7 protein-coding genes are annotated in these 13,736 nt (G+C 63.6%); 5 read left to right on the top strand and 2 right to left on the bottom strand.

Features of this window, described 5'->3' with window-relative positions; genetic code table 11:
- Positions 1-80: 80 nt before the first annotated feature.
- Positions 81-3,014 carry a bifunctional [glutamate--ammonia ligase]-adenylyl-L-tyrosine phosphorylase/[glutamate--ammonia-ligase] adenylyltransferase gene (glnE, locus tag WF331_RS09650; protein WP_061203602.1) on the bottom strand — a complete coding sequence of 978 codons (2,934 nt, stop codon included), beginning with the start codon at positions 3,012-3,014 and terminating at the stop codon, positions 81-83.
- A gap of 383 nt (positions 3,015-3,397) precedes the next feature.
- Between glnE and aceE the strand changes: the two genes are divergently transcribed.
- From aceE to WF331_RS09625, 5 genes are all read left to right on the top strand, one after another.
- Positions 3,398-6,043, top strand: coding sequence for a pyruvate dehydrogenase (acetyl-transferring), homodimeric type (gene aceE, locus WF331_RS09645; protein ID WP_284361961.1), 2,646 nt, complete (start codon positions 3,398-3,400; stop codon positions 6,041-6,043).
- A 13-nt stretch (positions 6,044-6,056) separates the two neighbouring features.
- A complete protein-coding gene (gene aceF / locus WF331_RS09640; protein WP_284399045.1) occupies positions 6,057-7,694 on the top strand; it encodes a dihydrolipoyllysine-residue acetyltransferase in 1,638 nt (545 codons plus the stop codon).
- A gap of 361 nt (positions 7,695-8,055) precedes the next feature.
- Positions 8,056-10,743, top strand: coding sequence for a putative bifunctional diguanylate cyclase/phosphodiesterase (locus WF331_RS09635; RefSeq protein ID WP_016497643.1), 2,688 nt, complete (start codon positions 8,056-8,058; stop codon positions 10,741-10,743).
- A gap of 168 nt (positions 10,744-10,911) precedes the next feature.
- Positions 10,912-11,580 carry a peptide-methionine (S)-S-oxide reductase MsrA gene (gene msrA, locus WF331_RS09630; RefSeq protein WP_016497642.1) on the top strand — a complete coding sequence of 223 codons (669 nt, stop codon included), beginning with the start codon at positions 10,912-10,914 and terminating at the stop codon, positions 11,578-11,580.
- A gap of 3 nt (positions 11,581-11,583) precedes the next feature.
- Positions 11,584-12,207 (top strand): glutathione S-transferase, encoded by a 624-nt coding sequence (locus WF331_RS09625; RefSeq protein ID WP_041167498.1) that lies wholly within the window; start codon positions 11,584-11,586, stop codon positions 12,205-12,207.
- A 147-nt stretch (positions 12,208-12,354) separates the two neighbouring features.
- On the opposite strand, the gene creD is transcribed toward WF331_RS09625, so the two are convergent.
- Positions 12,355-13,683, bottom strand: a complete 1,329-nt coding sequence (gene creD / locus WF331_RS09620) for a cell envelope integrity protein CreD (RefSeq protein WP_340622846.1) — start codon at positions 13,681-13,683, stop codon at positions 12,355-12,357.
- Positions 13,684-13,736 lie beyond the last annotated feature (53 nt).

Below are 13,736 nucleotides of genomic sequence, written 5' to 3'. Positions count from 1 at the left end.
GGCTGCTCCTACAAGGGATCGCGTTCCCCTGTAGGAGCAGCCTTGTGCTGCGAATGGGCCGCAAAGCGGCCCCAGCACTCTCAAGTCAAACCCAATTCACCCCAGATCCGCCGCACTTCGCGGCGTTCATCGGCAAATTGCGTCGCGTCGATCACCCCGGCCTGCTTCTGCAGGGCCTGGCGGTGCGAGGCCGAGCGGAACGCCTTGTACACTTCACGCAACAGCACCGCGTCACTGGCCGGCATCAGGTTCGCCTGCTCCAGCTCTTCCAGAATGCGGATGTTATCGGTCCATCGGAGTATGGCCGGATGGTCGTGAGACCAGGCCAAAGCGGCGTATTGCACCATAAATTCGATATCGACGATACCGCCGGCATCTTGCTTGATATCAAACGGCACACCGGCCTCGAAGGCATTGGCCGCGGTACCGGCAGCCGTGGCCTTGGTACCGAGGTTGCCGCGCATCTTGGCGCGCATTTCACTCACTTCGGTGCGCAGTTTCTCCAGGTCGCGTGTCTGGCCCAGCACCTTGGCGCGCACGCCTTCGAACGCCGCGCCCACCTGCTTGCAACCCACCAGCACGCGGGCTCGCACCAGCGCCTGGTGCTCCCAGGTCCACGCTTCGTTCTGCTGGTAGCGCTCGAATGCACCCAGCGAACTGACCAGCAGCCCGGAAGCACCGGACGGGCGCAGGCGCATGTCCACGTCATACAGCTGGCCCGAGTTGGTCTGGGTGGCCAGCAAGTGAATGATGCGCTGGCCCAGGCGGGTGAAGAACTGCGCACTGTCGATGGGCTTGCTGCCGTCGGTTTCTGCGTGCGGGTCGCCGTCGTGGATGAACACCAGGTCCAGGTCCGAGCCATGGCCCAGCTCCAGGCCACCGACCTTGCCGTAACCAATGATGATGAACCCTGGGTCGCACAGGCTGCCGTCGCTGCGCCTGGGCTGGCCGTGGCGGGCCACGGTCTGGCGCCAGGCCAGGGCCAGCACCTGGTCGAGGATGGCTTCGGCCAGCCAGGTCAGGTAGTCGCTGACCTTCATCAACGGCAGGTTGCCGCTGATTTCCGAAGCTGCCACACGCAGGCTGTGCGCCAGCTTGAAGTGGCGCAGCGCTTCCATCTGCTGCTCCAGGTCGTCTTCGGGGATGCGCGTCAGGCGTTCGCGCAACTCGCTGGCCAGCTCTGGGGCCAGTGGCGGGCTGAACAAGCGGCCTTCGTTGAGCAATTCGTCGAGCAGCAGCGGGTAGTGCGCAATTTGTTCGGCAATCCACGGGCTGGCGGCGCACAACGTCAGCAGACGGCGCAAGGCACCCGGGTTTTCGGTCAGCAGCACCAGGTAGGCAGAACGCCGCGCCACCGCCTCGACCAGCGGCAACACACGTTCAAGCACCAGGTCAGGGTTGTCATGTTCCACCGCCTGGGCCAGCAGCCGCGGGATGAAGGCATCCAGGCGTTCACGGCCGATACGCTGCATCGAGCGCAACTGCGGGCTGGAGCGCAACCCGGCCAGGCGCCGCAGGGCTTCGACGGGCTGCTTGAAACCGGCCTCTTCCAGCTGCCGGCCAGCGGCTTCCTCGTCCTGTGCCTGCTCCCACAGCGGAGACCATTCGCCGCCCACCACCAGTTCGCCCTCACCGTCTTCGTCATCCGGGTCGGCGATCACCTGGCGGAAGTGCCAGTCGATACGGCCACGCCAGTACATCAACTGGTCGTGGAAGCTCTGCCAGTCGGCAAAGCCGAGCATGTAGGCCACCCGCGCCTGGTCGGTCTCACCTTCCGGCAGCATTTGCGTCTGGCGGTCGGCGATGGCCTGGATGGCGTGCTCGGTATAGCGCAGGAACTCATAGCCCTCGCGCAGCTCGGCGACCACTGCCGGCGGCAGGTAACCCTGGCCCTCGAGGGTGGCCAGCACCTTGAGCAACGGCCGCTGCTGCAGGCTGAGGTCGCGCCCGCCGTGGATCAGCTGGAAGGCCTGGGCGATGAACTCCACCTCGCGGATGCCACCGGCACCCAGCTTGATGTTGTCGGCCATGCCCTTGCGCCGCACTTCCTGCTGGATCAGCTGCTTCATGGTGCGCAGCGCTTCGATCGCGGAAAAGTCCAGGTAACGGCGGTACACGAACGGCCGCAGCACCTCCTGCAACTGCGCCCCGGCCGCCTGGTCGCCCGCCACCACCCGCGCCTTGATCATGGCGTAGCGTTCCCAGTCGCGGCCCTGGTCCTGGTAATACTGCTCCAGGGCATTGAAGCTGAGCACCAGTGCGCCGGCCGAGCCATAGGGGCGCAGGCGCATGTCGACGCGGAACACGAAGCCATCGACGGTCACCGGGTCCAGCGCCTTGATCAGCCGCTGGCCAAGCCGGGTGAAGAACTCCTGGTTTTCCAGCGAGCGCTTCACCCCCTCGGTTTCGCCACCTTCGGGGAAGCCGAAGATCAGGTCGATGTCCGACGACAGGTTCAGCTCCACCGCCCCCAGCTTGCCCATGCCCAGCACCACCATGTGCTGCGGCTGGCCGCTGCGGTTGCCGATGGGCGTGCCGAACTGCTGGCAATGGCGCGGGTATAACCATTGGTAGGCTTCGTCAATGGCGGCATCGGCCAGGTCCGACAGGTCGCGGCAGGTTTCGCCAAGTTCTGCCTGGCGGGTGATGTCGCGCCAGATGATGCGCAGTTGCTGGCGGTTGCGCGCGCGGCGCAGGTTGCGCGCCAGCTCGTCGTCGCTCTGCGCGGCCTGGGCGGCCGCAGCGATTTGCCCACGCAGCTCACCCGGCGCATAACGCCGCTCCAGCTCGCCACTGGCCAGCAGCTCGAACAGCATGGCCGGCTCGCGCTGGGCCAGGCCCAGAACAAAGTCGCTGGCGGCGGCAACCTGGTCGAATTGTTGCCGGTGCACCGGGCTCCAGGCATTCAGGTCGAGGTCGGCGTGAGCGGCCACTGCATCACTGAGGAATTGCCGGTTGCGGGCCAGCAATGGCTGGAGGGTGGCGGGCAGATCGGACGGCAAAGGCAGGCGCATGGTCTATCCTTGATCGGCGTGAAATAGAAGGGAAAAAGCGGCCAAGGGGAAGCCGGACCACGGTTGGACTGTCGTACAAAAGTTGGAAATAGCTGAAAAAAACGAAAACTTGGCAATAAACATCAAGAAGCACCCGCTCTCGTCACAATGCCAACCACCATGAACGTTTTTCCTCACAAGCCAAGGTGCGACCAAACGTCGCAGAAATGTAGTTTTACTACTACCCATGTCGTGTAAAAGCATGAAATGCGCAAGCAAATGTAGTAAAACTACACGGCACCGGAAGACACCCCGGTAATCCAAGAATTCACGACGTCTGCCCATAAGGCCAGTCGCAACTTCAGGCAATCGATTCTGGTTGCCTTTCCGCCCTGGAGCAAGCCATGCAAGACCTCGATCCAATCGAAACCCAGGAATGGCTGGATGCCCTGGAGTCGGTCCTCGACAAAGAAGGCGAAGACCGCGCTCATTACCTGATGACCCGTATGGGCGAGCTGGCCACCCGCAGTGGCTCCCAGCTGCCGTATGCGATCACCACGCCATACCGCAACACCATCCCTGTCACCCACGAAGCACGCATGCCTGGCGACCTGTTCATGGAACGCCGCATTCGCTCGATGGTGCGTTGGAACGCCCTGGCCATGGTCATGCGCACCAACCTGAAAGACTCGGACCTGGGCGGACACATCTCCAGCTTCGCCTCCAGCGCCACCCTGTACGACATCGGCTTCAACTACTTCTTCCAGGCGCCGACCGAAGAACACGGCGGCGACCTGATCTTCTTCCAGGGCCATGCTTCGCCAGGCGTCTACGCCCGTGCCTTCATGGAAGGCCGCATCAACGAAGACCAGATGAACAACTTCCGTCAGGAAGTGGACGGCAACGGCCTGTCTTCGTACCCGCACCCATGGCTGATGCCTGACTTCTGGCAGTTCCCGACCGTATCGATGGGTCTGGGCCCGATCCAGGCTATCTACCAGGCACGCTTCATGAAGTACCTGGAAGCCCGTGGCTTCATCCCGGCCGGCAAGCAGAAGGTCTGGTGCTTCATGGGCGACGGCGAGTGCGACGAGCCGGAATCCCTGGGCGCAATCGCCCTGGCCGGCCGCGAGAAGCTGGACAACCTGATCTTCGTCATCAACTGCAACCTGCAGCGCCTCGACGGCCCGGTTCGCGGCAACGGCAAGATCATCCAGGAACTCGAAGGCGTGTTCCGTGGCGGTGGCTGGAACGTCAACAAAGTGGTCTGGGGCCGTTTCTGGGACCCACTGCTGGCCAAGGACACCAACGGTGCCCTGCAGCGCCGCATGGACGAAGTCATCGACGGCGAGTACCAGAACTACAAAGCCAAAGACGGCGCGTACGTTCGTGAAAACTTCTTCAACACGCCAGAACTCAAGGCCATGGTCGAAGACCTGTCCGACGACGAGATCTGGAAGCTCAACCGTGGCGGCCACGACCCGTACAAGGTCTACGCGGCGTACCACCAGGCTGTGAACCACAAAGAGCAGCCGACCGTCATCCTGGCCAAGACCATCAAGGGTTACGGCACCGGTGCTGGCGAAGCCAAGAACACCGCGCACAACACCAAGAAGGTCGACGTCGACAGCCTGCGTCACTTCCGTGACCGCTTCGACATCCCTGTCAAGGATGCCGACCTGGAGAACCTGCCGTTCTTCAAGCCGGAAGAAGGTTCTGCCGAAGCCAAGTACCTGGCCGAGCGTCGCGCTGCCCTGGGCGGCTTCGTACCACAGCGCCGCGCCAAGAGCTTCAGCGTACCGACCCCATCCCTGGAAACGCTGAAAGCGATCCTGGACGGCTCGGGCGACCGCGAAATCTCCACCACCATGGCCTTCGTGCGTATTCTGGCGCAGCTGGTCAAGGACAAGGAAATCGGCCAGCGCATCGTGCCGATCATCCCGGACGAAGCCCGTACCTTCGGTATGGAAGGCATGTTCCGCCAGCTGGGCATCTACTCGTCCGTCGGCCAGCTCTACGAGCCAGTCGATAAAGACCAGGTGATGTTCTACCGCGAAGACAAGAAGGGCCAGATTCTCGAGGAAGGCATCAACGAAGCCGGCGCCATGTCGTCGTTCATCGCTGCCGGTACCTCGTACAGCTGCCACAACCAGCCGATGCTGCCGTTCTACATCTTCTACTCGATGTTCGGCTTCCAGCGCATTGGCGACCTGGCCTGGGCCGCTGGCGACAGCCGCACCCGTGGCTTCCTGATCGGCGGTACCGCCGGCCGTACCACCCTGAACGGTGAAGGCCTGCAGCACGAAGACGGTCACAGCCACATGATGGCGAGTACCATCCCGAACTGCCGCACCTACGATCCAACCTACGGCTACGAGCTGGCGGTGATCATCCAGGACGGCATGAAGAAGATGACCGAAGAGCAACAGGACATCTTCTACTACATCACCGTGATGAACGAATCCTACCAGCAGCCAGCCATGCCGGCCGGTGTCGAGGAAGGCATCATCAAGGGCATGTACCTGCTGGAAGAAGACACCCGCGAAGCCGCGCACCACGTACAGCTGATGGGCTCCGGCACCATCCTGCGCGAAGTCCGCGAAGCCGCGAAAATCCTGCGTGAAGAGTTCAACGTCGGTGCCGACGTATGGAGCGTCACCAGCTTCAACGAACTGCGTCGCGACGGCCTGGCCGTAGAGCGCGCCAACCGCCTGAAGCCTGGCCAGAAGCCACAGCAGACTTACGTCGAAGAATGCCTGGCCGGCCGCAAGGGCCCGGTCATCGCCTCTACCGACTACATGAAGCTGTTCGCCGAGCAGATTCGCCAGTGGGTGCCGAGCAAAGAGTTCAAAGTCCTGGGTACCGACGGTTACGGTCGCAGCGACAGCCGCAAGAAGCTGCGTCACTTCTTTGAAGTCGACCGCCACTTCGTGGTACTGGCTGCCCTGGAAGCCCTGGCTGACCGTGGCGAGATCGAACCCAAGGTTGTGGCTGACGCCATCGTCAAGTTCGGCATCGACCCGGACAAGCGCAACCCACTGGACTGCTGAGGAGTATTTTTAAGTGAGCGAACTCATTCGCGTACCTGACATCGGCAGCGGTGAAGGTGAAATCATCGAGCTGTTCGTCAAGGTCGGTGACCGTATCGAGGCTGACCAGAGCCTGCTGACCCTGGAGTCCGACAAGGCCTCCATGGAGATCCCGGCCCCCAAGGCCGGTATCGTCAAGGAACTCAAGGTCAAGCTGGGCGACCGCCTGAAAGAAGGCGACGAGCTGCTGGTGCTGGAAGTCGAAGGTGCCGCTGCTGCGGCGCCTGAGGCTCCGGCCGCGGCCGCTGCCCCGGCTGCTGCTCCAGCGCCTGCCGCCGAAGCCGCCCCTGCTCCTGCCGCAGCCCCGGCTGCTGCCAGCGTGCAGGACATCCACGTGCCGGACATCGGCTCGTCGGGCAAGGCCAAGATCATCGAAGTGCTGGTCAAGGTCGGCGACACCGTCGAAGCCGACCAGTCGCTGATTACCCTGGAGTCCGACAAGGCCTCCATGGAAATCCCGTCGCCGGCTGCCGGCGTGGTCGAAGAAGTACTGTGCAAGCTGGAAGACGAAGTCGGCACTGGCGACCTGATCTTCAAGCTGAAAGTCGCGGGCGCTGCACCGGCTGCTGCACCGGCACCTGCTGCTGCACCGGCGCCAGCCAAGGCTGAGGCTGCTCCGGCCGCCGCGCCTGCCGCTGCTGCCCCTGCTGCTGCCCCTGCACCGGCGGCTACCGCACCGGCTGCTGGCAACAATGCCAAGGTTCACGCAGGCCCGGCTGTTCGTCAGCTGGCCCGTGAATTCGGTGTCGAGCTGGGCGCAGTGGCTGCCACCGGCCCGCACGGCCGTATCCTGAAGGAAGACGTGCAGGTTTACGTCAAGGCGATGATGCAAAAGGCCAAGGAAGCCCCGGCAGCCGCCGGTGCAACCGGTGGCGCTGGCATCCCGCCGATCCCGGTGGTGGACTTCAGCAAGTTCGGTGAAGTGGAAGAAGTGGCCCTGACCCGCCTGATGCAGGTCGGTGCCGCCAACCTGCACCGCAGCTGGCTGAACGTGCCGCACGTGACCCAGTTCGACTCCGCCGACATCACCGAGCTGGAAGCCTTCCGCGTTGGGCAGAAGGCCGTGGCCGAAAAAGCTGGCGTGAAGCTGACCGTGCTGCCACTGCTGCTCAAGGCCTGCGCCTTCCTGCTCAAGGAACTGCCGGACTTCAACAGCTCGCTGGCGCCAAGCGGCAAGGCCATCATCCGCAAGAAGTACGTGCACATCGGCTTCGCCGTGGACACCCCGGACGGCCTGCTGGTCCCTGTGATCAAGAACGTCGACCAGAAGAGCCTGCTGCAACTGGCTGCCGAAGCCGCTGCACTGGCCGAGAAGGCGCGTACCAAAAAGCTGTCGGCCGACGACATGCAAGGTGCCTGCTTCACCATCTCCAGCCTCGGTCACATTGGCGGCACCGGCTTCACGCCGATCGTCAACGCGCCGGAAGTGGCTATCCTGGGCGTCTCGAAGGCGACCATGCAGCCAGTGTGGGATGGCAAGGCCTTCCAGCCGAAGCTGATGCTGCCGCTGTCGCTGTCCTACGATCACCGTGTTATCAACGGCGCTGCCGCCGCGCGCTTCACCAAGCGCCTGGGCGACGTGCTGGGCGATATCCGCACCATGCTGCTGTAAGGCAGCCCGCTGCCCCTCCTTGCGAGGGGCAGTACCCTTTTCGAGCTGCCACGCTCGTACCTCAACCCCGCCAATTGGCGGGGCTTTTTTTGCCTGGAGAAAGCCGGGAGGGCTTCGCCCTCCATCGCGACACAAGGCCGCTCCTACAAGGCGATCGCGGTTCCCTGTGGGAGCGGCCTTGTGTCGCGATGGGCCGCAAAGCGGCCCCAAAATCTCCAGCCAAACTACAGAATCGGCCACGTCAGCCGATAACCTGTCCACAGCATCAAGCATGGCCGCTTGCCAGCCCTCGGGACATGATGCAACCTTGCCGAATCCGCCGCCGCTCCAAGGCCGCGCTCCCTGTTCAAGCGAGTCTTCGATGAAAAGCCAACCCGATGCCGCCAGCCGTGTGGCGGCCGAGGTCGTCACGCCGTTACCCGTGCCCTCGCGGCTCGGTATGCTGCGTTTCGAAAGGCTCAACGAAGCCACCTGGTCCATGCTCTACCTTGACCCGGCCTGCGAGCGCCAGTTTGGCCTGCACGCCGCCGACCTGTGTGCCCTGGTGGACGCGCCCTACGCCAGCCTGATGGAGCCCGAGGCCCGCTACCGGCTGCACGACGAGATCCAGCTGCAACTGGCCCAGCGCGGCTACTACCGCGTGCGCTACTCCCTGCACACGCCAACCACCTCGCTGCGCCTGCTGGAAACCGGTGAAGCCTACAAGCAGCACAACCGCCAGCTGTTGCGCGGTTACCTGAGCGTGCTCGACGACCAGCCCGACGACGCAGGCGAGAGCGCCAGCGACCTGGAGTCGCGCAACAACCGCCTGCAACTGGCCCTGCAACTGAACCAGCGTGCCCAGCAGGAACAACTGGAACACCTGGAGCGGGTACGCGGCCAGCAGGACCTGATCCTGCGCCTGGCGCGCCAGCGCTACAGCGCCGAGAACTCCCTGCTGGAAGCCGCCCAGCTGATCACCCAGAGCGCCTGCGAAATTTACAAGGTCGACAGCGCCAGCATCTGGCACCTGGACGACCAGCGACTGGAACCGATCACCGCCTGGTACCGCGACGCGCAGGAGCATCGCCAGCCCGAAGCCATCGATGCCAGCCGCTTCCCCGACTACCTTGAAGCACTACACGCCAGCCGCGCCATCGACGCCCACAACGCCGGCCACGACCCGCGCACCCGCGCCCTGACGCAAAGCCTGCGCCCCGAAAACAAGGCCATGCTCGATGCCAGTATCCGCGTCGATGGCCAGGTGGTCGGCGTGTTGTGCCTGGAGCAGAGCGGCCAGCCACGGGCCTGGCAATCGGACGAGATCGCCTTTGCCGGCGAGCTGGCCGACCAGTTCGCCCAGGTCATCACCAACCACAACCGGCGCGCGGCGGCCAGCGCACTGCACCTGTTCCAGCGTGCGGTGGAGCAAAGCGCCAGCGCCTTCCTGCTGGTCAACCGCGATGGCCGGGTGGAATACGTCAACCCAAGCTTCACCGCCATCACCCAGTACAGCACCGACGAAGTGCAAGGCCGCCAGCTGGGCGAGCTGCCTGCACTGGAAAACCTGAGCGAACTGCTGTTCGACTCGCCCTCCAGCCTGGCCATGGGCAATAGCTGGCAGGGCGAATTCAAGAGCCGGCGTAAAAACCTGGAGCCCTACTGGGGCCAGTTGTCGATTTCCAAGGTGTACGGCGACAACCGTGAGCTGACCCATTACATCGGCATCTACGAAGACGTCACCCAGACCAAGCTGGCCCAGCAGCGCATCGAGCGCCTGGCCTACACCGACAACCTGACCAACCTGGGCAACCGCCCGGCGTTCATCCGCAGCCTGGACGAGCGCTTCGTCCGCGATGGCGAAAGCGCGATGTGCCTGCTGCTGGTAGACATCGACAACTTCAAGCGCATCAACGACAGCCTCGGCCACCAGACCGGCGACAAGCTGCTGATCAGCCTGGCCCGGCGCCTGCGCAACAGCCTGCACAGCGGTGGCATCCTGGCGCGCTTTGCCAGTAACGAGTTCGCCGTGCTGCTCGATGACACCAGCCTGGAAGATGGCCAGGGCGTTGCGCTGCAGTTGCTGAGCACACTCGACAAGCCGATGTTCGTCGACAACCAGCTGATCAACGTCACCGCCTCGGTAGGCCTGGCTTGTGCACCGCTGCACGGCGTCGACCCCGCCAGCCTGATGAAAAATGCCGGCCTTGCCCTGCACAAGGCCAAGGCCAACGGCAAGCATCAGGTACAGGTGTTTACCGAGGTGCTGAACGCCGAGGCCAGCTACAAGCTGTTCGTCGAGAACAACCTGCGCCGCGCCCTGACCCAGAACGAGCTGGAGGTGTTCTACCAGCCCAAGATCTGCCTGCGCAGCGGCCGCCTGCTGGGGCTGGAGGCATTGCTGCGCTGGAACCACCCCGAGCGCGGCATGATCCGCCCGGACCAGTTCATCAGCGTGGCAGAAGAAACCGGCCTGATCATCCCCATCGGCAAGTGGGTAGTACGCCAGTCGTGCCGCATGAGCAAGCAACTGCGCGAGGCCGGGCTGGGCAACCTGCACGTGGCCATCAACCTGTCGCCCAAGCAGTTCTCCGACCCGGACCTGGTGGCGTCCATCAGCACCATCCTCAACGAAGAAGCCCTGCCCCCGCACTTGCTTGAGCTGGAGCTGACCGAAGGCCTGCTGCTGGAAGCCAGCGAAGACACCCACCGCCAGCTGGACGAACTGAAGGCCCTGGGCCTGACCCTGGCCATGGACGACTTCGGCACCGGCTATTCGTCGCTGAGCTACCTGAAGAAGTTTCCGATCGACATCCTCAAGATCGACCGCAGCTTCATCAACGAAATCCCGGATAACCAGGACGACATGGAAATCACCTCGGCCGTGGTGGCCATGGCCCATAACCTCAAGCTGAAGGTGGTGGCCGAAGGTATCGAGACGCCGGAGCAGTTGGCGTTCCTGCGCCGGCACCGCTGCGACGTGGGCCAGGGCTACCTGTTCGACCGGCCGATTCCGGGGCGCGAGCTGGCCGAGCGGCTGAAGCGTTATCCGCGCGGACCAGTGGCCTGACAGCGGCGTAATCCTCGGGCACTATAGAACCTATTCGGGCCCTATCGCCGGCAAGCCAGCTCCCACAGGGACCGCACAGATTTCCAGACCTGTGATATGCCTGTGGGAGCTGGCTTGCCGGCGATGGCCCCAACACCTATCCCACTGAATAAACACAGAGGAACGGCCATGGTCCTGCGTTCGGAAATCCTGGTGAACAAAAACGTCCTGCCAACTGCGGAACAGGCCCTGCCTGGCCGCGAAACGCCAATGAGCCTGCCCGAGTTCCACTACGTGTTCGAAGGCACCCCGCTGCTCGGCCCCTTCTTCGAAGGCGCCATCGACTTCGCCATCTTCGGCCTGGGTTGCTTCTGGGGCGCGGAGCGGCGCTTCTGGCAGCGTGAAGGTGTGGTCAGCACCGTGGTCGGCTACGCCGGCGGCTTCACCCCTCACCCTACCTATGAAGAAGTCTGCTCGGGCCTGACCGGCCACACCGAAGTGGTGCTGGTGGTGTTCGACAAGGACAAGGTCAGCTACCGCGAGCTGCTGGCGATGTTCTGGGAACTGCACAACCCGACCCAGGGCATGCGCCAGGGCAACGATGTCGGCACTCAGTACCGCTCGGCCATCTACTGCACCAGCCCTGAACAGCTGGAACAGGCCAAGGCCAGCCGCGACGCCTTCCAGGCGGAGCTGAACAAGGCCGGCTTCGGTGAAATCACCACCGAAATCGACCAGGCACCGACCGTGTACTTCGCCGAGGCCTACCACCAGCAGTACCTGGCCAAGAACCCGCAAGGCTACTGCGGCATCGGCGGCACCGGTGTATGCCTGCCACCCAGCCTGCAGGGCAACTGAACCATGGCCACGATGACCCTGTTCCACTCGCCATTGTCGCCTTTCGTGCGCAAGGTCATGGTGGTGCTGCACGAGACCGCCCAGCTTGAGCGCGTGACGCTGCAACCGGTCAACATCAGCCCGGTCAGCGGCGACCCGCAGCTCAACCACGACAACCCGATCGGCAAGATCCCGGCCCTGCGCCTGGACGACGGCACCGTGCTGCATGACAGCCGGGTGATCTGCGAATACCTCGACCTGCAACATGTCGGCCTGCCACTGCTGCCCCGCGAAGGCTCGGCGCGCTGGCGGCGCCTGACACTGGTGTCGCAGGCCGATGCGATCATGGATGCAGCAGTATCGTCGCGCTATGAAAGCTTCCTGCGCCCAGAAGACAAACGCTGGGACGGCTGGCTGCAGGCGCAAGGCGACAAGATCCGCCGTAGCCTGGCCAACCTGGAGCAGGAGCACCTGCCCGAGCTGGTGTCCGGGTTCGACCTGGCGGCGATTGGCGTGGCCTGTGCGCTGGGATACCTGGATCTGCGTCAGCCGGAGTTTGGCTGGCGTGAGCGCCAGCCTGGGTTGGCGGCGTGGTATGCAGAGGTGGCCAAGCGGCCGTCGATGGTCGCCACAGCACCGACAGCCTGACAGGGACATTCGCAGCCCAGGCTGCTCCTACAGGGGATGCCACCGCTTGTAGGAGCAGCCTTGTGCTGCGAATTCCTCACTTGGCTGCCACAGGAAACAACAGCCCGATCCTGTAGGCCAACCACCGCCCGATTTCTTTGTCCTCCCTCATGCCGACCTCCCCACCCGCGCCCAGTCCAGCCGTCGGGTCAGCACCATGAACACCCCTAGCAAGCCAAAGCACAGCAGCGAGCCCATCAGCAGCGCATAGTCCTCGGCACTCAGCAGCCCATACAGCAGCGCATACAGCGCCGCCAACCCCGCCGCAAACCCCACCCCTCGTGCCAGGCTGCGCAACACATGGCTGAGGTAGAAGCCGATCAGCAGCACACACGCCGAAGCCGACAGCCCGTACGCCAGGCCAAAGCCTATGTGCTCGGACAACGACAACAGCAGCAGGTAGAAGAACGCCAGCGCCACACCCACCAGGATGTACTGCACCGGGTGCACACTCAGGTTTTTCAACACTTCGAACAGGAAGAAGCCGGCAAAGGTCAGCGCGATGAACAGCAACGCGTATTTGATCGCCCGCTCACTCTTCAGGTACTGGTCCACCGGGTCGACAAAGCTCACGCCGAAGCTGCGCTCGCTGAAGTCTTCGCACTGGCCGGCAGTGGCGCATTGGCGCAGGGCATCTTCAAGGTTGGTGGCGAAGAACGACGTCTGCCAGTGGGCGCTGAAGCCTTGCGCATCGATGTCTCGGCGGTTGGGCAGATAGCTGCCGACAAAGCTCGGATGCGGCCAGTTGGCTCGCATGTCAACGCTGCTGGTGCGGCCCACCGGCACGATGTGCAACTGGCCGGTGCCTTGCAAAGCAAGGTCGAAGCCGTAGCTGAATTCCCGTGCCTGCATACCGTCCAAACCCGGCAGGCTGGCATGCACGCCACCGCGCATCCAGTCGAGCTGGGTGCCGGCCTCGAACGGCACCTTCTGTTCGTCCATGCTCAGTTCCAGGCCATTCTCGATGCCGCGGATATCACTGATGCCCACCACCAGGAAGGGTTTGTCGAAGCGGTAGTCGTCGAAGTCCTTGTCGATACCCCAACGCTCCGGGAGCTTGAAGCGGCCGCTGATACGCCCCTTGGCGTGGAACAGCCGGGCCTGGTAGATGCCGCGGGCACGCAGTTCGGTGTCCACGCCCAGGTCGGCGGCGAAGGTGTCCGGCAGGAAGTACAAGTGGCCGGCAATGGTGCTGGTTTCCTGGGTGCGCTCGCCGTCCTTTTCGATCCAGCGGCGCTGGTATTTGCGGTACGGCACCACCAGCAGCGGGCCGCTGAGCTGTTGGTCGAAGCTGGCACTTTGGGCGATGTCGCGCAGCACATTGTCGCGCAGGGCCTGGCGCTCATCGATCAGGCCGTTGATCAGCAGCAGCGGGATGAGCAGCAGCAATATGAGCACGGCGATCATGCCGAGTTTGTAACCGAGGGTCTTGGTCATGGGGCCTCCTGTGGCAGTGGGCGCAAGTGTCTGCGCCTTGCGTGGAGGCTTTG

Origin of the sequence: Pseudomonas sp. YNh, assembly GCF_037993085.1 — a bacterium.
GTDB classification, from domain to species: Bacteria; Pseudomonadota; Gammaproteobacteria; order Pseudomonadales; family Pseudomonadaceae; genus Aquipseudomonas; species Aquipseudomonas putida.
Note: the sequence above shows the minus strand (reverse complement) of the source record. Positions and strands in the feature narration are given on the sequence as shown.

Excerpts from the sequence above, each read along its gene's own strand:
- glnE (WP_061203602.1), bottom strand. The coding sequence starts at position 3,014 with ATGCGCCTGCCTTTGCCGTCCGATCTGCCCGCCACCCTCCAGCCATTG.
- aceE (WP_284361961.1), top strand. The coding sequence starts at position 3,398 with ATGCAAGACCTCGATCCAATCGAAACCCAGGAATGGCTGGATGCCCTG.
- WF331_RS09635 (WP_016497643.1), top strand. The coding sequence starts at position 8,056 with ATGAAAAGCCAACCCGATGCCGCCAGCCGTGTGGCGGCCGAGGTCGTC.
- msrA (WP_016497642.1), top strand. The coding sequence starts at position 10,912 with ATGGTCCTGCGTTCGGAAATCCTGGTGAACAAAAACGTCCTGCCAACT.
- WF331_RS09625 (WP_041167498.1), top strand. The coding sequence starts at position 11,584 with ATGGCCACGATGACCCTGTTCCACTCGCCATTGTCGCCTTTCGTGCGC.
- creD (WP_340622846.1), bottom strand. The coding sequence starts at position 13,683 with ATGACCAAGACCCTCGGTTACAAACTCGGCATGATCGCCGTGCTCATA.